18 protein-coding genes are annotated in these 20,251 nt (G+C 45.4%); 11 read left to right on the forward strand and 7 right to left on the reverse strand.

Annotated elements, in window-relative coordinates; genetic code table 11:
- Window positions 1-25: 25 nt before the first annotated feature.
- Window positions 26-961 (forward strand): LysR family transcriptional regulator, encoded by a 936-nt coding sequence (locus R7Q38_RS01135; protein WP_239938757.1) that lies wholly within the window; start codon window positions 26-28, stop codon window positions 959-961.
- On the opposite strand, the gene R7Q38_RS01140 is transcribed toward R7Q38_RS01135, so the two are convergent.
- Window positions 914-1,825, reverse strand: coding sequence for a LysR family transcriptional regulator (locus tag R7Q38_RS01140; protein WP_053307204.1), 912 nt, complete (start codon window positions 1,823-1,825; stop codon window positions 914-916). The two genes, R7Q38_RS01135 and R7Q38_RS01140, sit on opposite strands and share 48 nt — an antisense overlap.
- Window positions 1,826-2,045: 220 nt before the next feature.
- Here R7Q38_RS01140 and R7Q38_RS01145 point away from each other — a divergent pair, with 220 nt between their 5' ends.
- Window positions 2,046-4,925 (forward strand): amylo-alpha-1,6-glucosidase, encoded by a 2,880-nt coding sequence (locus R7Q38_RS01145; RefSeq protein WP_239938759.1) that lies wholly within the window; start codon window positions 2,046-2,048, stop codon window positions 4,923-4,925.
- Between the two features lie 106 nt (window positions 4,926-5,031).
- Here the strand turns inward: R7Q38_RS01145 and R7Q38_RS01150 are convergent, their stop codons facing one another.
- Both R7Q38_RS01150 and R7Q38_RS01155 read right to left on the reverse strand, forming a co-directional pair.
- Window positions 5,032-6,600 (reverse strand): DEAD/DEAH box helicase, encoded by a 1,569-nt coding sequence (locus R7Q38_RS01150; RefSeq protein WP_239938761.1) that lies wholly within the window; start codon window positions 6,598-6,600, stop codon window positions 5,032-5,034.
- A gap of 285 nt (window positions 6,601-6,885) precedes the next feature.
- Window positions 6,886-7,596 (reverse strand): biotin/lipoate A/B protein ligase family protein, encoded by a 711-nt coding sequence (locus tag R7Q38_RS01155; protein WP_005373753.1) that lies wholly within the window; start codon window positions 7,594-7,596, stop codon window positions 6,886-6,888.
- A 225-nt stretch (window positions 7,597-7,821) separates the two neighbouring features.
- Between R7Q38_RS01155 and R7Q38_RS01160 the strand changes: the two genes are divergently transcribed.
- Complete coding sequence (locus R7Q38_RS01160) at window positions 7,822-8,148, forward strand: DUF4156 domain-containing protein (protein ID WP_025767966.1); 327 nt, start codon at window positions 7,822-7,824, stop codon at window positions 8,146-8,148.
- Between the two features lie 79 nt (window positions 8,149-8,227).
- Here R7Q38_RS01160 and R7Q38_RS01165 read toward each other — a convergent pair whose 3' ends face one another.
- Together R7Q38_RS01165 and R7Q38_RS01170 are read right to left on the reverse strand one after the other, a co-directional pair.
- Entirely contained in the window at window positions 8,228-9,256 is a 1,029-nt protein-coding gene (locus R7Q38_RS01165; protein WP_151515754.1) for a hypothetical protein, read from the reverse strand.
- Window positions 9,257-9,665: 409 nt separating this feature from the next.
- On the reverse strand, window positions 9,666-10,814 hold the full coding sequence (locus R7Q38_RS01170) for a PLP-dependent aminotransferase family protein (RefSeq protein WP_017819834.1): 1,149 nt from the start codon (window positions 10,812-10,814) through the stop codon (window positions 9,666-9,668).
- A 125-nt stretch (window positions 10,815-10,939) separates the two neighbouring features.
- Here R7Q38_RS01170 and R7Q38_RS01175 point away from each other — a divergent pair, with 125 nt between their 5' ends.
- Both R7Q38_RS01175 and R7Q38_RS01180 read left to right on the forward strand, forming a co-directional pair.
- Window positions 10,940-11,809, forward strand: coding sequence for a GyrI-like domain-containing protein (locus tag R7Q38_RS01175; protein WP_005387011.1), 870 nt, complete (start codon window positions 10,940-10,942; stop codon window positions 11,807-11,809).
- An 80-nt stretch (window positions 11,810-11,889) separates the two neighbouring features.
- Complete coding sequence (locus R7Q38_RS01180; RefSeq protein ID WP_213899222.1) at window positions 11,890-12,786, forward strand: LysR family transcriptional regulator; 897 nt, start codon at window positions 11,890-11,892, stop codon at window positions 12,784-12,786.
- An 80-nt stretch (window positions 12,787-12,866) separates the two neighbouring features.
- On the opposite strand, the gene R7Q38_RS01185 is transcribed toward R7Q38_RS01180, so the two are convergent.
- Window positions 12,867-13,904: a DUF4382 domain-containing protein gene (locus R7Q38_RS01185; RefSeq protein WP_262647064.1), complete on the reverse strand. Its 1,038-nt coding sequence runs from the start codon at window positions 13,902-13,904 to the stop codon at window positions 12,867-12,869.
- A gap of 232 nt (window positions 13,905-14,136) precedes the next feature.
- Here R7Q38_RS01185 and R7Q38_RS01190 point away from each other — a divergent pair, with 232 nt between their 5' ends.
- Complete coding sequence (locus R7Q38_RS01190; protein ID WP_005373737.1) at window positions 14,137-14,376, forward strand: YdcH family protein; 240 nt, start codon at window positions 14,137-14,139, stop codon at window positions 14,374-14,376.
- Between the two features lie 73 nt (window positions 14,377-14,449).
- Here R7Q38_RS01190 and R7Q38_RS01195 read toward each other — a convergent pair whose 3' ends face one another.
- The gene (locus R7Q38_RS01195; RefSeq protein ID WP_213867586.1) at window positions 14,450-15,121 is read right to left on the reverse strand and encodes a cupin domain-containing protein; all 672 of its coding nucleotides are present in this window, start codon (window positions 15,119-15,121) and stop codon (window positions 14,450-14,452) included.
- A 208-nt stretch (window positions 15,122-15,329) separates the two neighbouring features.
- Here R7Q38_RS01195 and R7Q38_RS01200 point away from each other — a divergent pair, with 208 nt between their 5' ends.
- The 5 genes from R7Q38_RS01200 to R7Q38_RS01220 all read left to right on the forward strand — a co-directional run bounded on the left by R7Q38_RS01200 (window position 15,330) and on the right by R7Q38_RS01220 (window position 20,248).
- Window positions 15,330-16,472: a hypothetical protein gene (locus R7Q38_RS01200; RefSeq protein ID WP_054577734.1), complete on the forward strand. Its 1,143-nt coding sequence runs from the start codon at window positions 15,330-15,332 to the stop codon at window positions 16,470-16,472.
- Entirely contained in the window at window positions 16,462-17,388 is a 927-nt protein-coding gene (locus R7Q38_RS01205; RefSeq protein WP_213867587.1) for a metal ABC transporter solute-binding protein, Zn/Mn family, read from the forward strand. The genes R7Q38_RS01200 and R7Q38_RS01205 overlap by 11 nt, the downstream gene beginning before the upstream one ends.
- 3 nt (window positions 17,389-17,391) lie before the next feature.
- Entirely contained in the window at window positions 17,392-18,186 is a 795-nt protein-coding gene (locus R7Q38_RS01210) for a metal ABC transporter permease (protein ID WP_206970364.1), read from the forward strand.
- Between the two features lie 300 nt (window positions 18,187-18,486).
- Complete coding sequence (fabG, locus tag R7Q38_RS01215) at window positions 18,487-19,206, forward strand: 3-oxoacyl-ACP reductase FabG (RefSeq protein WP_213897953.1); 720 nt, start codon at window positions 18,487-18,489, stop codon at window positions 19,204-19,206.
- Between the two features lie 313 nt (window positions 19,207-19,519).
- The gene (locus R7Q38_RS01220) at window positions 19,520-20,248 is read left to right on the forward strand and encodes a hypothetical protein (protein WP_025767960.1); all 729 of its coding nucleotides are present in this window, start codon (window positions 19,520-19,522) and stop codon (window positions 20,246-20,248) included.
- Window positions 20,249-20,251 lie beyond the last annotated feature (3 nt).

Below are 20,251 nucleotides of genomic sequence, written 5' to 3' on the forward strand. Positions count from 1 at the left end.
TTTTCCAAACAATAAGGGCGCGAAGATGGATAAGTTTTCGGATATGACGTTGTTTGTCAACATCGTTAAACATCAAGGTCTGGCAGCGGCGGGAAGGGAGTTAGGTTTGTCTCCGGCGACGGTAACGGCAAGGCTGCAAGCGATAGAAGAACGCTATGGCGTAAAGCTGCTCAACCGAAGCACACGCCACGTATCACTCACGGACGCAGGGGCAATGTACCATCAAGCTTGTCTGAACATCATTGATAGCGTGAAAGAGACGGAAAACTTACTGCAAACGGGTATTTCGCAAGTGCGCGGAACGTTGAAAATTTCAGCTCCACGAGATATTGGCAAACAAATTATTTCGCCTATGGTGTCGGCTTTTTCTGAGCAATATCCGGATGTGACGCCTTATCTTTATCTTAATGACAATTTATCGAACTTGGCTGAATCGGGGCTCGATTTAGTGATTCGTTACGGTGAGTTAGCGGACAGCAATCTCATTTCGCGCAGGCTGGCGTCGAGTCAACGCGTGCTGTGCGCATCACCTGACTATTTGTCGAAGCAAGGTGTCCCAAACTGTCCACAAGATCTCGCGGATCATCGCTGCTTAGCCATGGTGCGCAGCAATGAAGAATTAAAAACGTGGCACTTTAAAGATGAAGAGTCTCACCAATCGATCACGGTCACGCCAAAGCGATTTTCTGATGATGGTGAAGTGATTCGACAATGGGCGTTGGACGGTGCGGGGATTGCATTGAAATCGATTTTAGATATTCAGCAAGACCTCAAAAAACAACGTTTAGTAACGGTTTTGGATGGGTATATGAAAAACTTCAGCGCCTTTTCGCAAGGCGCTGAAGCGGATCTACATGTCATTTATCAAAGCCGCCAATATCAACCGAAAAGAGTTCGCCTGTTTTTGGACTTTCTAGTTGAGCAATTTAGCGCGCTGAGTGATGCCAGCAATCAGATCTAGATGCGATTCAGAGGTTTCTCGGCGGTGGCGATAAATCCCGACGGTGCCAGGGTTTGGTTCGTTTTCCATGGTTAAGCATCGTAAGCCAAAGGATTCCAAATACGGTTTGAGGTGGCCGGTATAAGACATCACCGCGACGCTTTCTTTCAGTACATCAATACTGGCGAGCAGAGAATCCACTTCGTAAGTCGGTCTGTCATCCAGTTGCTGCCTTTCGCGTTCATTTTGCTTCGGGATTGGGTTATCGATGACGTGAGCGAATTTCTTAGCGTCATAAGTGACCGAAAGAGCGGGGTATTCGTGCAGCATATCTTCGGTGACGGTTTTCCCTAGAAGTGGGTGGTTTGGGGAAACAAAATAGGCATCAACCGTTTGAAATAGCGGAATAAACGTAACATCACATTTAGACGACAAGCCGACAATCTCGTGGCCGATGAAGAATTCAATCTGTTCGCTGATTAATGAATCCATCAAGCCTAAGTGGTTGCCAAATTCGACGTGCGTAGATGCCGATGGCTGCTTGCTCAGATGTTCATTGAGTGCTTTTTTGACGAACAGCGGCCACCACGCATCGCCAGTACCCATTTTAATTTTTCCGACTTGGTATTGTTTCCGTTCATCAATGCTTTGCATCATTTGGTTGTATTCATGCTGCATCGCGTTGCTATGGCGATAGAGGATGCGTCCGTATTCGGTCAATACCATGCCATTAGGGTGACGTTCAAACAGCGTCACGCCGAGATTCTCTTCCAGCTTCTTTAAATTGCTTGTTACCGTTGGCTGGCTTAACCCTGCCATTCTTGCCGCAGCGCTGATGCTTTGGCAGCGTGCAACCAGTAAAAATTGCTGCAGAGATTTGTCCATTTTCTTTCCCCTCTAAGAACGAGGGGTATTTTGCACAATTTCATTTATAAATCACAAATCTGTAATCTCATTTGATTGAAATTATGCGCATTTCATAGATCTACATCACTGTTGGGGTTTGACGTATAGATGTTATCTATAGCTCGCTCCTGACTTCCTATTTTCCCCTCAAAAAGGTGTTCTTTAGACTGTCGCCAAAACAACAATCTAAGGGATGAACATGAAACCGAGTTTTATTGCGCTTGCTGTCGCGTCTTGTATTGGTCTTGCTGGATGTGGGTCAGATTCTTCTGATGCGCCAGTGCCGGTCGACAAACCAATTATTTCAGCCGACTTATATTTACGTGGTTTAAATGGAGATTGGGGCACGGCTGAGCATGCCAAGCTAAACTATTTGGGTAATAACGAGTACGAAACCGTACTGCGCGTCGCTCGAGGTAGTAATCAGTTCAAGATTGCTGATCCGGGTTGGCAGATCCAATACACCTACTTTGAGGAGCCCGCGGCGTTCGATAAAGCTCAGGAGTACCTGCCAAAACCAGACACGAATGAAGCGTGTATGAACGATGATTGCAACTCTGAGATCACGTTTGAAGACAAAGGGTATTACAAGTTTTCTGTGAGCTTTGCCGATGAAAGTCGCGCGACAATGACTGTGACGAAAGCAACACAAGAAGAAGCGGAAAAATACTACTCTGATGCGATTCTCGACCCTGCAATGGTGCATGAAGGGCATCAGAGCAAAGAAGTGAAACTGTTCGCCAATTACGATGACTCGAGTGATACCGTGATTTTCTCGGTGAAAGATCCTAAAGCGGAGCTACGTGAATTTGGTATTTCAACGACGACAGAGTTGCGTGATGCGCTCGACCAAGGCTTAGTGATTAATGAGCAAACAGGGCCGCGAGTGGTGTCGGGTGATGTCGCGTTTGACGCGTTGTTTGCATTGACGATGAAAGAGCTAGACCAGCTTGCCGTTTCTGAAATCAAAGACGGCAATTACAACTACAACAACCCAATCAAAGCGGAAGTTTTTGAGACGGGCGCGAAGTGGCATTACGTATGGACGCGTGATTTGGCGTACGCAGCAGACCTTTCGCTTGCATTGATGAATCCAACTCGCGTGCAAAATGGTTTGAATTTCAAATTGTCCGCTTTTCGCGACACGACCGATCAGCAATATGATGGCGAGCAGATTGTGCAAGATACGGGCACTGGCGGCAGCTGGCCAATCAGTACCGACCGCACGACTTGGGCGCTTGGTGCAGAACGCTTACTTTCGGCATTGAATGGGGAAGAGTACAACCAGTTTGCCGAGCGCGCATATAACGCTATCAGTAATACACTTGAAGCCGATCGCTTGGCGGCTTTTGATGCGAAATCTGGTTTATACACTGGCGAACAATCATTCCTCGATTGGCGTGAGCAAACGTATTCAACGTGGACGCCAAACGATGTCAATACGATTGGGAGCAGCAAAGCGTTATCGACAAACGTGGTTCACTACCGCGCGATTCATCTCGCGGCTAAGTTGGCAGAGAAGTACGACTCAACCAGCGCGGTCAAATACACCGATTGGGCTGAGCAGTTAAAAACCGCTATCAACGAGCAGTTTTGGAATGCCGAACGCGGTATGTACGTAAGCTATTTGTTTGACAATGGCAAAGACATTGCGGTCGACAAATACGATATGTTGGGCGAAGCGTTGGCGATCATCAGTGGCGTGGCAAGTGATGCGCAGGCGAAACAAATCATGGCCAATTACCCACACAGTGAGTTTGGCGTGCCGGTTTACTTCCCTCAACAACCGGACGTGCCTGTGTACCATAATCGCGCAATTTGGCCATTTGTTACCGCGTACAGCTTGCGCGCCGCGCATCAAACACAAAACGTGGCTGCGGCGAACAATGCGATTCAATCGTTGGTTCGTGGCACGGCAACTAATTTATCCAACATGGAAAACTTAGAGTGGCTTTCTGGTAAGTCATTCATCATCCATAGTGATCATGGCGAAGACCAGAGCTTGGATGGCCCAGTGATTAACTCTCAGCGTCAGCTTTGGTCTGTGGGTGGCTACTTGAACATGGTGGTAGAGACCCTATTCGGCATCCATACCGAAACGGGTAAGTTGGAAGTGAAGCCATTTATCACAAGTTGGGTGCGCAATAACTTGTTGGCTCAGTCTGAACAAATCACGTTGGAAAACTTTGCCTTTAAAGGAAATAACTATTCGGTAACCATTGATTTGCCTGAAGTAAGCAAAGATGAAACGGGCTACTACCCAGTTGAAAATGTCACAATGGACGAAGAGGGGCATTTCCACGTGACACTGGGCGCGCTAGTGAACGTAGATAGCAGCATTACTTTAGTTTCTGGTGTGAAACCGTATGTGAGTGAAGATAGCCGCGTTTATTCTCCGCAAGAGCCAAAACTGGTAGTAAAAAGCGTTGATAATTCGGTTTCGATTGACGTGACGAGCAAGTACAACGTGAACTTGTATCGCAATGGCGAGCTGATTCAAAAGAACGTGATTGCTCAATCTTATTCCGATACGCCAACAGGTTTTGCTTGTTATTTGGCTGAAAGCATTAACGATAAAGGCTTCCGTTCTAACCCAAGCCAACCAGTTTGTGTCGGTGAAGAGATCCGCATCAAACTCGATGGCGAATATCAGCCACTCAAAGATAATGTCTCAGTGGTTACGGTGAGTAAAGACAGTGGCATCGTAAAAGGTACAGAGTCGTTTACAGCCCCTGTAACGGGCACTTACCAGTTCGATGCTTGGTACAACAATAACCTAGGGCAACTTAATACTGGCATCACGAATACCGTGAAACTGTTAGAGGTATTGGATGATGCAGGTAAAGTGGTTGGTCAAGGTTACTTGCAGATGGGCCATATTGGTGAAAACCAAGGTATGCGTTACTCAACGCCAATTGAAGTAGCGTTGGAGCAGGGGAAAACCTATCAGATCGCGCTGAAGGACCACTTCAATATGAGTTACCTCAAATCGAATGAAACCTACATCTACGCTGGTGGTATTGAGGGTGAAAAGAACGAAGCGCAAATCGCAGATATTCGAATCACACCTTTAATGTAGGCTGTTTTAACAAAGCAGTGTTCTAGAAAACTGTGTTCTAAGAAAAACAAAGCCGCTGAGATTATCAGCGGCTTTGTTGTATTTGCTATCGGTGGCCGTTTACAGATTAGTTTGCAGCCTGCGGACGAGGTTTACGGCGCTGACCTGACGGTTTGTTTCCTGCAGGCTTAGCATTGTTTGGCTTGCGGTTACCAGACGGTTTACCAGCGTGGCCACTCTTATTACCGTTTGGTTTATTTCCACTCGGTTTATTGTCATTTGGCTTGTTGCCGTTAGGTTTACGGTCATCTGGTTTGCTGTGTGCACGACCTTGGCCTTCACGGTTACCTTTAGGCTTACCCGCACCGCCTTGGTTGGTGCTGTTTTTGTTGCCGTTGTTACCGCCGTTGAAGCGACGTTTAGGTTTGTTTGCACCATTGCCTGATTTCTTATGGGTTGCTGGGGCGTTTTCACTTGCAGCATTTGGCGCTTTTGGTTTTTTCGGCTTCTTAGGTTTTTTCGGTTTGATTGGGCGAGTATCCAGTTTAGATTCTGGCACCACATTGGTTGGCGCAAAACCTTCCAGCTCTTTACGTGGTAGTACTTCTTGAATCAAACGTTCAATCGCAAACAACTCAGATGCTTCTAGCGCACACACGAGTGAAATCGCTTTACCTACTTCGCCCGCGCGGCCAGTACGACCAATACGGTGAACGTAGTCTTCTGCCACTTTAGGTAGCTCAAAGTTCACCACTTGCGGTAATTGCGGAATATCGATACCGCGCGCAGCAATGTCCGTCGCGACCAACACACGAATTTCACCCGATTTGAAATCCGCCAGTGCTTTGGTACGTGCGCCTTGGCTCTTGTTGCCGTGGATGGCAGCAGCCGGTAGATTTTGTTCGATCAGGAACTTCGCCAGACGGTTTGCGCCGTGTTTCGTTTTCGTAAACACCAGCACTTGCTTCCAATCGCCGTCTTTGATCAGTTTAACCAACATCGGTGCTTTCTTCTTCACGTCTGCTGGGTAGATGCTTTGCTCAACCGTTCTCGCTGTCGAGTTCGCCGGGTTCACTGAAATCTCAACCGGGTTGTTCACCAAGCCTTTCGCAAGGTCGCGGATTTCATCCGAGAAAGTCGCCGAGAAAAGTAGGTTCTGACGCTGTTTTGGTAGCAGGGCTAGGATTTTGCGAATATCGCGGATAAAGCCCATGTCCAGCATGCGGTCTGCTTCGTCCAGTACCAGCACTTCTAGTTGGTCGAACTTCACCGCATTTTGGTTGTACAAATCCATCAGGCGGCCTGGTGTTGCTACCAACACATCCGCACCTTTGCGAAGACGCTGCATTTGCGGGTTGATCTTCACACCACCAAAAACAACTGCACTGCTTAGTGGAAGGTGACGGCTGTACATAAACACGTTTTCTTGCACCTGAGCCGCAAGTTCACGCGTTGGCGTCAGGATAAGTGCACGAACTTGGTTAGCACGAACGCGAGGGCCATTCGATAAACGCTCAAGAATCGGTAGCGTAAAGCCTGCAGTTTTACCTGTACCAGTCTGCGCTGCTGCCATTACGTCTTTCCCTTCCAAAATAGCAGGAATTGCTTTTGCCTGAATTGGCGAAGGGGTGTCGTAGCCTTTCTCTTGAATAGCTTTAAGGATTGGAGCAGATAGACCTAACGAGGTAAAACCCATATGTATGATTCTCAATTGTAGAGTTAGATAACAACGCGCCGAAAACAAATCGGTACGAAAAGTGCGACATTCTGAGGCTTTTACGCGCAGGCTTCAACTAATTCCGTCATGGATAAATATTTGAACTGGATCTCATTTCTTTTTGGCAGGCAAAACTGATAACTGGTTTGATCGATCGATTGAATGGTTTTACGTTGGCGATGCCCATTCTTACATCGCTATCACGGCATGCAGTTTGAGTTTATCGAATGCTTTTCGGAGCAAGGGGGAGGCTTGATCCTTTCATTACTCCGCTTTTGCATGCGTTAAAAACGCACTCGTCAATTGCTGAAAGAGCGAATCTACCGATGGGCGGTCGGATACATGATGGAAGAGCGGTGTGTGGACATCACCACGAATATCATCGCTGTGACCGCAAAGCTGATTACACATTCGTACTGGTTCGACAATCTTCTCGACGTCGGCATCAATCAGAATGCATGCTTGTGACAATACCACTTGTCCGCCGCCTTTTTTAAGTAAAACACGCTGCGCGGTTCCCACGACTTTTTGCCCGCCAATGTTGAGGTTGTACTCGCCATCGCAGTAGGAATAAGGCGTAGCATGAACATCCACTTTCACGCCGAGCTGTTTAAAGAAAACCGTTAATATCGCACATAAATCGAGATACGCTTTTTTGATGTTGTAAGGCTCGCCTTCTGGCCAGTGGTAAATGTGAGATAGATTGATAATACCTGGCACCTGAGGGACTGGGGCACCACCGGTTTTACGAGAAAAGAGCTTCCAGCCAGACGTATTTAACGCATGTTCTAACTCATTAGACACTGGCCATTTCTTACCCGCGGGAAGCACGAGCGTTGGACTTTTTACTTGCCAAAGCAATAGCACTTGCGAGAGTTGGTTGGACTGAACTTGTTTAATGAGCTCATCTTCTTTGTCAAATGCATCAGCGACTTCCGTAGCTGTGTAGCGAATTAGCTTATTTTTAGCAACCAAACTCTATCCCTCGCGGCTATTTAATCATTACTGTTGTATCTCAGATACAGCTTTATTGCTAGGTCTGTGATTATTAGGTTTTTGCTCGCTAGCTGCATGATCACCTTTTGGATCTTTTCCGTTGTCCATTAATTCTACTTGAACACGCGATAAAAAGTTTTTGCTAGTCATCACATCAGCCATTCATAAAATCTGCCATCTATGAAAAATTTTGGCGATATAAGTATGAAAAAGCGAGTGATGACTCTCGCGTTAGCGGCATCATTAACGGGATGTGTGACGTTCCCAACTCAAGAATCTGAGCAAGTACAGGTGCTTTGGGACAATGTGAATGCGATTGAAAACTGTGAACTAATGGGTACCGTGATCGGCTCAGAAGGACACTTTTACGACTATTGGCTTCACGCCGATAAAGACATGGTTTGGGGGACGCTAAACCAAATGCGCATCAAGGCGGCAGATTTAGGCGCAGATACCTTGTACTTATATCAACCGTTGAGCTTTTCTACGTCAGTGACGATGTTTGCAAATGCTTACAAGTGCAAACAGTAGCTATTGGCTTGATCATAATTGAAAGACAGGCGCTGCTCGCCTGTCTTTGATGCGCTCTACAAATACTGGCTACCTTGCGTTAATTGACGTTTGCTGTCGCCACCGCTGATGTATCAGAAAACGACAATGTAAAGTCTCGCTCAGTATTAAGCACTTTGGCTGGAAACTCTAAGCTCAACTGCGTATGTGGCGCGACTTCTGAAGCAATGCTAGTAACGAATTTTCGGGTTTCTCCAGGAGAGATCGATATGTCACTTCCACCTTGTGATGAGAGCTCAGCGATACCCATTGTTTCAAGTGTGTTACCTGCAGTATCCGCCAGGTGTAATAAAGATTCTGACTTGTAGATTAATTCTCCACTTTCTGTGCGATATGCATTAAACGTGTTGAAATTTGGTTGTAACGATCCTTGTGATCCAATGTTAGTAACGGAAAATGTCACATTAGCGCCATCAAAGTTCTCGACTCTTACGAGTACGTTACCGTCTTGGTAACGAGCGGCTGCTGCCGCAGTTGCTTGTTGTTTCTGCCGCTGTTTCTCTTTTTCAATGTCGCTTAACTGTTTCTGCTCATTAGCGATTCGATTCTTTGCCATGTAGTACGACTGATCGACCATTGCTATTAAAGCGGGGATTGAATACAAAGTGAGGCCTTCCAAATGGTCAAAGTCGATTTTGGCATGTTGAGTACGTTTATGATTAGAAAATTGGCAGTAACCATCAATCAAACTGATGAAAGCCACTTCAAAAGTGCCTTGTAATCGGCTTACTTCCTGTGCTGCTTTCTCTAGATTTGAGCGGACTTTCCGAATCTCTTCCAAACTCTTTTGTGAAAGACGACCGTTTGGCGATACGTCGTTAGAAACCGAAACCAGTTCTTCGGTCACAAATGGATTGTTTTCGGCTGGAATCACCGTAGTTATACGGTTGGATTTGGTGATGTCTTCGCCCAATAAAACCATCATTTTTTGCGATGCGGCGCTTGTGTTGCCCGCTAATACGTCACTACAGTTTGGCGACGTATTGGCATACACGGCGAATGCGGTAAAAAGTGAAAGTGTAACGGACCAGCCGATGGTGACGAGTCCTGTCGTGGTTCGAGTATTCATCCTGATAACCCCTCTGTCATTTGGTGCGATTCACTGACGTAATTGCCAATCAAAAGATTGGCTCGCGACATTCAGAATGGTTCTGGTCAACCCTTCGTAGTGGGTCTGCCCACAGATGCTTTTTTAGTCGTTTATCAACCGCTAAGCCACGATTGATAAAGTGTCTGAAATTGGAGCATTAACGCTGCGAAGTTGATGTCTTTGACTGAAAGATAGACGTAACTTTTCTAACCATCAAATACGTGATTGAGTTCTCATTTTTATATGAGTGAGAGGTTCAAGAGAAAACAGGCACTTACTGTAGAGAGTTGATTTGAAGGAAAAATATAAATTTTTTGGGGAACTTTTTTGATGCTGCCTTTGAGACTTTTTTTGAATCTCAAAGGCAGGTTCTTACACTCGCGCTCAATTACAACGTGTTGAGGACATCCGCGAGTCGAGAGACAGCTGTCGTCAGTTCTTCTGGTGTAGCATTGGTAAAGTTAAGACGCAGAGCGGCTTTTACCTTTGAACCTTCTGGATAAAAGACCGGGCTCGGCACTACAGCAACCCAGTTTGCGAGAAGGTTTTTCGCCAGTTCGAAGGTGTCGCATTCTGGAATTTCGACCCAAACGAACATACCACCATCGACGGGTTTGAGTACGCAACTTTCTGGCAGCTGTTTTTGCAGTTCAGCAAACATGACATCGTAACGTGATTTGTAAAGCGCACAGATGGTTGAAATGTGCGTTTCGAAGTTGTCATGTTGCAGCAGGCCATGCAGCAAAGCTTGCATAGGAATACTAGAGTGCAGATCGGCACCTTGTTTAATTTTGATAAGTGGCTCAAGGTAGCTGCTTTTGCCCGTAACTACACCAATACGCAAGCCTGGTGAAGCTATTTTGGAGAAAGAGCGCAATACGATGGAGTGCTGTGGGCAGAAGTCCGAAACCAGTGGAAGCGCTTCACCAGAAAAACGCAGCTCGCGGTATGGTGCGTCTTCAATGAACGCTACGTCGTATTGTATACAAAGCTCGGCAACTTTTTGGCGAGTCTCTAGCGCCCAGCATACGCCCGTTGGGTTGTGAAAATCGGGTACGGCGTAGAACATTTTTGGTTGCTGCGTGGCAAAGCATTGTTCGAGTTCTTCAAGGTTTGGGCCACACTCGGTTTGTGAAACGGTCACGATGTTGGCTTGCACTAGACCGAATACTTGCATAGCACCAAGGTAGCTCGGTGCTTCCATCACCACTTTATCGCCCGGGTTCACGTACGCACGCGCAATCAAATCTAGCCCTTGCTGAGAGCCCGTTGTGATCATCGCCAAATGAGATTCTGGCAGCTGGTAATAATCGGTCAAAAAGTTAAGTAGCGGGGCGTAGCCTGCTGTTGCGCCATATTGAAACACCTCTGGCATATTAGCGAGGTTTTCGAGAGTCGGTTTCATTAAGTCGATCGGGAAGGTTTTTTCGTCCGGCAAGCCACCTGCAAGAGAAATAACGTTCTTATCGCTCGCTGCTGCGAGGATCTCTCGGATGTAGGATGACTTAGTTTGTTGTAATGACTGTGCGATTTCCATGTGCTGTGCTTCTAGTAATTGTCTTTTTTTATGTCAGAAATAGTATAGGTAAATTGCCAAGCTTGGTGTGTCCATTTATGCTGTTAAACATGTCTGTTTATGCTATTTAAGCGAAAGTTTACTCCGTGAGCCATCAACAAGTTTCCAGAATCAATGACGTGCTGTTTTACATTCACCAGGACATTAGCAGAGATTTATCGGCTAAAGAGCTAGCAGATGTAGCAGCCTATTCTGAACAGCACTTCCATCGTATTTTTAAAGATGTGGTAGGGGAGTCTGTCCATCAATATATCCGTCGCACAAGAATGGAATACGCCGCCAATCAACTGATGTTTGATACCAGCTCGTCGGTGTTAGACATTGCTAACAAGTGCGGCTTTAGCTCGGTATCTTCTTTTAGCCGAGCATTTAAAGCAACGTTCGCTATGTCTCCTGGCGCGTGGCGAAAGCATGATTTACAAGTCGCAGAAAAGCCGTATCTAAAAGATCCGGAAGTGGCTGCGGGTTATCATCGGGTTGCTAAACGCGAGTTGCCAGAACCTAAAATTATGGAGGTTCCACAACGCTTTGCGGCTTATGTGCGGCATGAGGGTTATAGCCGTTCCATTCGCAATGCGTGGCTGATTTTGAAGGCGTGGGCAAGCTCTGAGAATCGGGACTTTTCGGTTCAATACGGTTTGCATCACTCCAACCCCGCCTGGGTTGAGCTCGACAAGTGTCGTTATGTGGCTTGTATGGCGATTGATAAGCCGCTCAAAGTACGCGGTGTCGTGAATCAAATGACGATTCCGGGTGGTTTGCATGCTGTTTTTCGCTTAACAGGGGTATATGGAGAGCTTCTTCCTCAATTGAGTATGGTGTTAGAGAAGTGGTTGCCGAATTCAGGCTTTAAGCAGCGTTCTACTCCCGCTTATGTTCACTATCATAAAAACCATTTCCTTAGCCATGATGAGGCGTTTGAGCTGGACTTCTATCTGCCTATCAGCTTTTTCTAATTGGAGTCTTTATTTACTATCCGTAAGGAATAAAATGCTAAGCTCTATATGATGATTTTTTACAAATAATTGAAAATTAAATGAACATCGATCATGTAAAGCTATTTGTCCGTTTGGCTTCGACACACAACATCAGCATGGCTGGTCAGGAGCTTGGACTTTCTCCTGCTGTCGCTAGTGCGCACATCAACAAACTTGAGGACAGCTTAGGAGTTCGTTTAGTTCATCGCACCACACGCAAAGTTTCCTTAACTGAAGAGGGGCAGGCTTTTTTACCTCACGCGGAGGAGGTCCTTGCAACAGTGGAGGCAGCAAGGGGAGCTGTTGGCTCAGGGCAGAGCGCGCCAACGGGAGTATTACGTATAACCGCCTCTGCAACTTTTGGTCGCTTGCATATTGTGCCCGCATTAAAAGGTTTTATGGCGCGTTACCCAGGGTTAACCGTGGACTGCCGATTTTCTGATTCCATTATGGATCTGGTTGAGGGAGGTTTTGATGTCGCCATTCGTGTCGCTGAGTTGAAAGATTCTTCATTGGTCGCAAGAAAGCTTGCGCCAGATCGTCGTATTATCGTTGCATCACCAGATTATATTGAACAATTTGGGAGACCCAACAAGCCCCAAGACTTGACGAATCATGAGTGTATTAACTTAGTTGGAATGAATAATTGGTCATTCAATACAAAAGATGGAATGTTCAATGTAAGAACTTCTGGTCGTTTTAAAACCGATAATGGTGATGCGATGAGAGACGCGACGGTAAACGGGTTAGGTATTTCTATCAACTCGGTTTGGAGTGTTTATCAAGAATTACAAAGTGGTCAGCTAGTGGAAGTACTCGAAGATCACCCTTTAGCGATGGATGCTGGGATTTGGGCTGTGTACCCAAGCTCTCGTTTAATTGCGCCTAAGGTGCGTGCCTTTATTGATTACTTTGCTGAATACTATGGCACGCCACCTTATTGGGAAGAGGTTTAAAAGTCACAAAGACCATAATCCGTGCTCAGTTGGAATAGCAAAAAAAGCAGACCCATGCAGGGTCTGCAGTGTTAGAGAGATTAAAAGTTTGCGTTTGTATCGGTACCAACAAAGACGCTAATTCCGCTGGTAGATTGATAAATGCTAAAGGTTTCACCTGCAACAATACCATCTACAGAATCGTCATTTGCGGTACAGGTATAGCCGACGGAGTACGTACCGGGCTCTACAAAGCCAAATTCATATTCGTAATTTGCTTCATCAATGTCTTCCACTACGTTCGCCGCTGCGATTGGCATTATTTGGCCTTCTGCGCCTGCAAATGGCCCCATGTTCTCTTCGGCGATATTTCCTTCATATAGGTAGACCGCGTGTGCATACCCATTTGCGCTTGGGGTATCCGTTTCGCAGTTTTGGTAGGTTAATGTTGCGATATCTCCCTGAATTTCACCCGTTGTAACCGTGTTAATTAAAGTGACGGAGGTGCGTTGAATGCTGTAGCCTTCGTTTTGGCCTGTTCCGTCTTTTAAGCCACGGCGCAGGTCAAACTCCACCACAAATTCGTTGTTGTCAGGGTTGACTGCGAAGGTATTATTAAAGAACAGTACCCCAGAATTCGGATCTTTTCCGACCCCCTGCGGACAAGCCCCATTACCTTTTACGGTCAGTGGTATTTGATTGCCGGTCGCTTCATCAACAACATAGGATGGATAATCCGGATGATCGCCATCATTCGCAAACACGCAGAGTTTGTAATTGCCAGTGGGTATCAGCTCGTCGTCCACTAACTCTTGAGCGTCACTGCCCTGGAAGTCGAGTAAGTTAACGCTTAATGGTATTGGATCTTCATTATCGAGCAGAGGATTACCATTTTCGTCAGCGAAATTTCCGTCTTCGTCGGTTTTATACACATCGAAAACTTGTGGTGTACCACCATCCAAAGGGAGAAATGCCACTTTGTTGTATGCGATAACCACTTCTGATACGTCATCAATAGGGGCATCTGATACAGACAAGGTAACCGGAGTCATTGTGCTGACAGAGTCACTGTCTGAATTACAGCCAATCAACGCAACTGTTATTGACGCACTGATCAAGCCAATTTTCATGCTGTTCATTTAGATGTACCTTTTTATGAGAAGTGTATTAAATGTAGTCGATTATTGATAAAACACAGAATAATAACGAGCGGAGTCGCGCGGTTAAAAGAGTGATAAACCATGACTAAGAAGTTCAGTAAAAGTGTGCTCAAATCGACGATATTGTGCTATTTGAAGTGCTATGGTTAGAAATGTGTCGCTCAAAAAATGAGCGGATAAATACATCAACAACTCTAGCCAAGAGGTCTCTATGTTAGGTGAAAATCACTCATTAACTCATGAATTCCCAGAACATTTGGATACCATTACCCAGCTTACCGAAAACGATGCATCATTTGCTGAAACCGTCAAAAACTACAATGCTTTAGATAAGGAAATCCGCGTACTAGAACTTCAAGGAAGCCCGATTGATGATCACGAAATGAACGTGTTAAAACATAACCGAGCTGAGCTCAAAGACTGGCTCCACTCGCGAATAATGGGTTCTTAGTGACGAAATGATCATCGGCTCGTGAATTGCGGGCCGATTTTAGTTCCAATGGACGATGCCAAGTGTGCAAACATTAGGAGTGCTGAGCAGGAGCTTGGAGCGGCAGGTGACCAGTTTTTACCCAAATGATCGTTTCTTGCTCTACAAAAGGAAAATGCTCGCTCATATGTGGGCTTCGGATCCAAGAGAGAGCGGGATAGGTACCTAGCTCGTCTCTAAACTCTCCTGACAATACGAAAATTTCTTCACCACCAAAGTGACGGTGTGGTTGAAACTTCTCACCTTTTGGCCATTTAACCAACGCGACATGTTCGTGCTCAAAATGATGCAGAGGCATGACTTGCAACCCACCGACACCACTCTGCCAGCTCGCTTGGTCTGTATTAATGCGAACTGTTTCAAGATCCTCAGATTCGAACTGATTTAGTTTAACTAAAATCACACAGCCTTCTTTGCTAAATGGTGCGTGTTGACTTCCTGGAGGGTTACGAAGGTAAGTGCCGGCAGGGTAGTCACCGTATTCGTCAGAGAATACTCCCTCGAGCACCAATACTTCTTCTCCTTGAGGGTGAGGATGAGTTGAAAACTGCGAATTTGGCTCGTACTTAACGACGCTGGTGGTATGCCCTGATTCTTTGGCTTCTCGTTCCAAAGGTTTGCGCCACACACCTTTGGAAGGGCTGGCGATCCATTCCTGTTGAGCAGTATCTATCACGATTCTTTTTGCAAAATCCATATTCAACATATTGAAATTCCGTTACTTATTTAATTACTAATTCTCATTAGTATACGTATAAAAAACATCAATTGATTCATTTGTTGATAGCCCAATTCATGGATTGAGTACGAACATGAAATCGGAGCCTAATTTAAATTTCTGCTTGTGTAATGAGAATTGTTATATTATAACATCGCAAAATTAAATGTTATAACATAACAAAAAGGAAAAAGTAGTGAATAAGAAATTGGTGTCTCTCGTGATCGGTAGCATTTTTGCATCCCCTGTTTTTGCCGACACACTATCGAACCCACAGATTGGTGTTGTTGTTGATGGCTACTACCAAGATGGCCAACGTCATAATTCTGAGCGCGAAGAAGGCTTTGGTCTAGGCCATACGGAATTAAACTTCTCATCGAATATCGACGACAAGTTTTACGGTGCATTGACCGCGGTTCTTGAAAGTCACGGTGATGAGACAGAATTAGAGCTTGAAGAGGCATTCATCGAAACTTTGGCATTGCCATATGGTGTAAATGTGCGCGCTGGCCGATTCCTATCTGACTTTGGTTATCTGAATAACCAACACATGCACACCGATAGCTTTGTCGAGCGTCCAATTGCTTATCGTACTTTCCTTGGCTCGCACTACTACGATGATGGTGTACGTGCAAACATCGTGTTGCCAACCGACCTTTACGTAAAATTTGGTGTAGAAGCGCTTAGTGGTAGCAAAATGTCTTCTGTCGAAGATGGTTCTGAAGTTGGCGTGTACACCACGACGCTGAAGCTTGGGAATGACTTCTCCGAATCTTCAAGTTGGCAGTTTGGTTTAAGTTACCTGCGCAACGAAAACGGCAAGGTTAAAGAATTCGAAGATCACGACCACGGTCATGAAGAAGAGCATGATCACGATCACCATCATGGCGCAGCAGTGACAGGTGCGAACCTTTACGGGGCTGATTTTGTTTGGAAATGGGCACCAGACGGTAATTACAAATACAGCAACTTCACGCTATCGGCTGAATACATGCTGCTAGACGGTGTGGTAGACAGTAAATATAAAAACGATGCAGAGTCACCAGACAACTTAAGCGCCTACTATGTTTCGGGCGTTTATCGCTTCAACCCAAGCTGGTCAGCAGGTCTACGTTACGGCGAAGCAGAAAGCTACGATGGTCATGCACACGGCGACCACATGCATTTTACTGAGCTGAATGATAAAGAAATGGATGCGATGATCGCATGGGATTCTTCTCATTTCGGTACTATCCGTGCGCAATACACTCGCATTGATAACCAAGACAGTGAGACAGACAACGTATTCACTCTGCAATACGTGATGACATTTGGAGCGCACGGTGCTCATGCGTTCTAAGCTAACATTGAATAAATGCAGCTTGGTGATGATGGCGGCAGGATCTGCCATCATCTCTTCGCCAGCTTTGGCTCTCAACATTTTCGTTTGTGAGCCAGAATGGAAAGCCTTTCTTGAAAGCCACGCGCCAGATGCCAGTATTTATTCAGCGACAACGGTCAAGCAAGACCCACATTACGTACAAGCTCGCCCTTCTTTGATTGCGAAGATGCGCCAAGCGGACATGGCAATGTGTTCGGGCGCAGAACTAGAGGTGGGGTGGTTACCTATGCTGCAAGTTCGTAGCAGCAATGCGGCGGTGCAAAATGGTGCGCCGAGCATGATCTACGCGACGGACTTCGTGCGCATGTTAGATACTCATGCTCACGTTGACCGTAGCATGGGAGATATACACGCTCACGGTAACCCACATGTTCAATTTGCGGCAAATGACATGATTCCATTATCTCGTAAAGTCACGGAGCGCCTAAAAGCGATTGATCCCGACAACGCACAAAGTTACCAAGTGAATGGTATGAAGTTTCGTGCTCATTGGCGTAAAAAGCTTAAAGAATGGAATGAGAAAGGGGCTGCTTTAAAGGGTAAGCAAGTTGTCGGTTATCACGCGACGTATCGTTATTTGTACGATTGGCTCGGAATGAAGCAGATTGCCGATCTCGAACCTAAACCGGGCATTTCACCGACCACATCTCACCTGCAATCACTTACCAAGTTAGATGCTGACAGTTTTGATGCGATTGTTTACTCCTCTCATCAGGATCAGCGTCCAGCGAACTGGTTGCAAGATCATACTGACAAACCTGTGATTCAACTGCCATTGACCGTTTCTGAGAGTGAAAGCTTGGATGAGATGTACGATCAGGTCATTGATGATTTACTGGATGTGTTAGTGCCGCCCGTTCCTGAGAAGATCTAAGCCATGGCTGATTATGCATGGCTTTTACCTGCGGTTTTGTGTGGTTTAATTGCGTTAGTTGGCAACATCGTTCTGGGGCAACAAGTTCTTAATCGTCAGATCATCTTTATAGATTTGGCGGTGGCGCAAGTCGCGGCATTGGGGGCAGCACTAAGCCACTACTGGTTGAGCCAATACGCGCTGTTCTCAGGCTCATTCTTTGGCGAAATGATTGGCCCTTGGGTGATGTCTTTGATGCTTTGCGGTTTGATCGCCTTAATGGAGAAACGATACCAGCAGCATTTAGAGCCCATGATTGGCAGCTTGTTTGTCGTGTCTGCATCGCTGGCAATCCTGCTGGTGAGCAAAGACCCACACGGCGGAGACTTTATTCAAGGCATTCTTAATGGGCAACTGTTATGGGCGACTTGGGCAGACGTTTGGCCTTTGGCACTCATTACCACTGCGATGTTGCTATTAGTTTGGTTAAAACCTGCGTTTATGCGCGGTAGTGGTTTTTATCTGATCTTTGCTATTCTGATGCCCATTACGGTCAAGTTAACCGGCATTTATTTAGAATTTGCTTTGTTGGTGATTCCAGCTTTATGTGCGGCAGCATTGAAGGGAACTCGATTCTTTGTCGCTAGTATCAGCATTGGTATTGTTGGGATCTTATCGGGTATTGCCGCATCGGCTCGCTATGACTTACCGAGTGGTGCGAGTATTGTGATCACCCTGTTTATTGCTGGCATGTTGTTTAATCTCTTGCTTCAGCCTTTTCTGGTGAAAATAACAAAACCAGCTTTTGTAAGAGATTAAGAGACAAGTAATATTGGTTTGATGAAGTAGTATTTGAGTAATCAGACCAATACTTTTCTATCCAAGTCCTCCAATCGTTTAACTTTGCGCCCTCCAACACACTTTCTTACGTTGATCTTGCCATAGTCATCAAGTTGCCTTGATTAGTTCACATCCGACTCCCAGACTGTTTCTATAGTTTTTATAAGATATAAAAGACCCTGCGTATGAGAAGCGCAGTTGTAACGCGACTAGGCATAAAAACAAAAAACGCTAGGGATACAAGCGAATTTGTAATCTCAACATTTAAGGAAGACCAAGATGAAACCGGAAAAAGTAGCAGTAGTCACTGGTGCGGCTCGTGGTATTGGCCAAGCGATTTGTGAACAATTACTGGAGGATGGATTCCATGTTGTCGGGCTAGATATAGCGCCCGTGGAATGGAGTCAGTCGGCGCAGCTAAGCAGTTATCAAGTCAACTTGTGTGATGCCGAAGCCGTCAGTGAAGTAGTAGAAAGTGTTGTAGAGCAGCACGGAAGAATCGATGCTCTGGTTAACAACGCGGGCATCACTCGAGATGCATTGTTGCCAGATATGTTAGAGCAAGACTGGGACAGCGTGATCGACGTGAACCTAAAAGCGGTGTTCTTACTCACCCAACGTGTTGCTCCTGTCATGCTAGAGCAGGGCACAGGCAGTATTGTTAGCATTTCTTCTATAGTGGGAACGGATGGTAATATCGGCCAGAGCAACTACGGCGCAAGTAAAGGCGGCGTCATCTCAATGAGCAAAGGCTGGGCGAAAGAACTTTCAAGAAAGGGTGCACAGATACGCGTCAACTGTGTCGCGCCAGGCTTTATCGCCACCGACATGACCAAGAACCTGCCAGAGAAAGTCATTCAAATGATGGAAGGCAAAACCCCATTAGGGCGCATGGGCTCAGTTCAAGATATCGCCAATGGCGTCTCTTTCCTAACCTCAGACAAGAGCGCCTACATCACAGGCCAAGTGCTCAAGATTGACGGTGGGTTGGTATTATAGCTCGCTAATCAAAATCTAAAATAAAAATGCCTTTTACTTATGTAAAGGGCTTTTTTTGTTTGAGGAATGTTATTCGGGCTTTTGACACTTTCACTTTATTCGTTTCGCACTGCCGGACTTGTATGATTAAGTATAGAGTGAGTACACATAATTCACTTTTACATCGTTCTCTGTTATTAACCTAGATATGTAGCTAATCAAAAATATTAACTTCGAAATAGAATAGCTGTTGAGGTATTAAAGTATGATTTTGTTGCCCATGGTATTAATTTAAATGATAATGCCAAGAAATAATTAACTTTGAATACTCACTATGTACTTAAAAACTGTACTGTTTAGCGCGTCAACTCTTCTTATTTTGGGTTGTAACTCCGAATCAACTAACCCATCTACTGAAGAAAGCGGATGGATAGTTGTAAGCTCTCACTCCGAGCCAAGAAAGCATCAGGTAATTTACGAAAAACATAGCAGGAAAGGTCTAAGTCTTGCCACTAACGTTCCGGATCTTGACCTGCCTTTAACTTACCAACTAGCGAACCAAATTATTGAGGTCAAAGAAGAGCTTACATTTGGTGAAAATATTGACGGGAACCGCCTAACTTGGAAAGCTATTGGCAATGCTAAACTTAGAGAAAATCAAGTCCACTACGGAGTTAATAAAGATTACTCAGCTTCTAATGAAGGTATTGCTATCGGTTATGTTAACTTTGAGTCGAGGTTTGAGGCTGAAGGACAGCTTGGAATCGAAAAGTTAGTAATTGCGATGTATGACGATGTCAAGAGTGTCGAATTTTACTCTGGATGGGATAGTTCTAAAATATCTTGTTACCAAAATACGTTTGATGAAGACTTAGCTTGTTACGGTGAAATTTTAATTAACGACGATATAGTTCATGTTTTTGATAAATATCTGTCGTATGAATATGTAAACATGGTTTACGACACCGTTATGTCCAAAGGTCGAGAAGATATAATTGAGGCAGATTTTCAACATCAAATTAAATACTTACTAGTCGAAGAGAATAACGTTGAGATGCATTAGCTT

The organism is Vibrio sp. Vb0598 (assembly GCF_033338935.1).
Taxonomy (GTDB): domain Bacteria; phylum Pseudomonadota; class Gammaproteobacteria; order Enterobacterales; family Vibrionaceae; genus Vibrio; species Vibrio alginolyticus.

Excerpts from the sequence above, each read along its gene's own strand:
- R7Q38_RS01135 (WP_239938757.1), top strand. The coding sequence starts at position 26 with ATGGATAAGTTTTCGGATATGACGTTGTTTGTCAACATCGTTAAACAT.
- R7Q38_RS01140 (WP_053307204.1), bottom strand. The coding sequence starts at position 1,825 with ATGGACAAATCTCTGCAGCAATTTTTACTGGTTGCACGCTGCCAAAGC.
- R7Q38_RS01145 (WP_239938759.1), top strand. The coding sequence starts at position 2,046 with ATGAAACCGAGTTTTATTGCGCTTGCTGTCGCGTCTTGTATTGGTCTT.
- R7Q38_RS01150 (WP_239938761.1), bottom strand. The coding sequence starts at position 6,600 with ATGGGTTTTACCTCGTTAGGTCTATCTGCTCCAATCCTTAAAGCTATT.
- R7Q38_RS01160 (WP_025767966.1), top strand. The coding sequence starts at position 7,822 with ATGAAAAAGCGAGTGATGACTCTCGCGTTAGCGGCATCATTAACGGGA.
- R7Q38_RS01165 (WP_151515754.1), bottom strand. The coding sequence starts at position 9,256 with ATGAATACTCGAACCACGACAGGACTCGTCACCATCGGCTGGTCCGTT.
- R7Q38_RS01170 (WP_017819834.1), bottom strand. The coding sequence starts at position 10,814 with ATGGAAATCGCACAGTCATTACAACAAACTAAGTCATCCTACATCCGA.
- R7Q38_RS01180 (WP_213899222.1), top strand. The coding sequence starts at position 11,890 with ATGAACATCGATCATGTAAAGCTATTTGTCCGTTTGGCTTCGACACAC.
- R7Q38_RS01185 (WP_262647064.1), bottom strand. The coding sequence starts at position 13,904 with ATGAACAGCATGAAAATTGGCTTGATCAGTGCGTCAATAACAGTTGCG.
- R7Q38_RS01190 (WP_005373737.1), top strand. The coding sequence starts at position 14,137 with ATGTTAGGTGAAAATCACTCATTAACTCATGAATTCCCAGAACATTTG.
- R7Q38_RS01195 (WP_213867586.1), bottom strand. The coding sequence starts at position 15,121 with ATGTTGAATATGGATTTTGCAAAAAGAATCGTGATAGATACTGCTCAA.
- R7Q38_RS01205 (WP_213867587.1), top strand. The coding sequence starts at position 16,462 with ATGCGTTCTAAGCTAACATTGAATAAATGCAGCTTGGTGATGATGGCG.
- R7Q38_RS01210 (WP_206970364.1), top strand. The coding sequence starts at position 17,392 with ATGGCTGATTATGCATGGCTTTTACCTGCGGTTTTGTGTGGTTTAATT.
- fabG (WP_213897953.1), top strand. The coding sequence starts at position 18,487 with ATGAAACCGGAAAAAGTAGCAGTAGTCACTGGTGCGGCTCGTGGTATT.
- R7Q38_RS01220 (WP_025767960.1), top strand. The coding sequence starts at position 19,520 with ATGTACTTAAAAACTGTACTGTTTAGCGCGTCAACTCTTCTTATTTTG.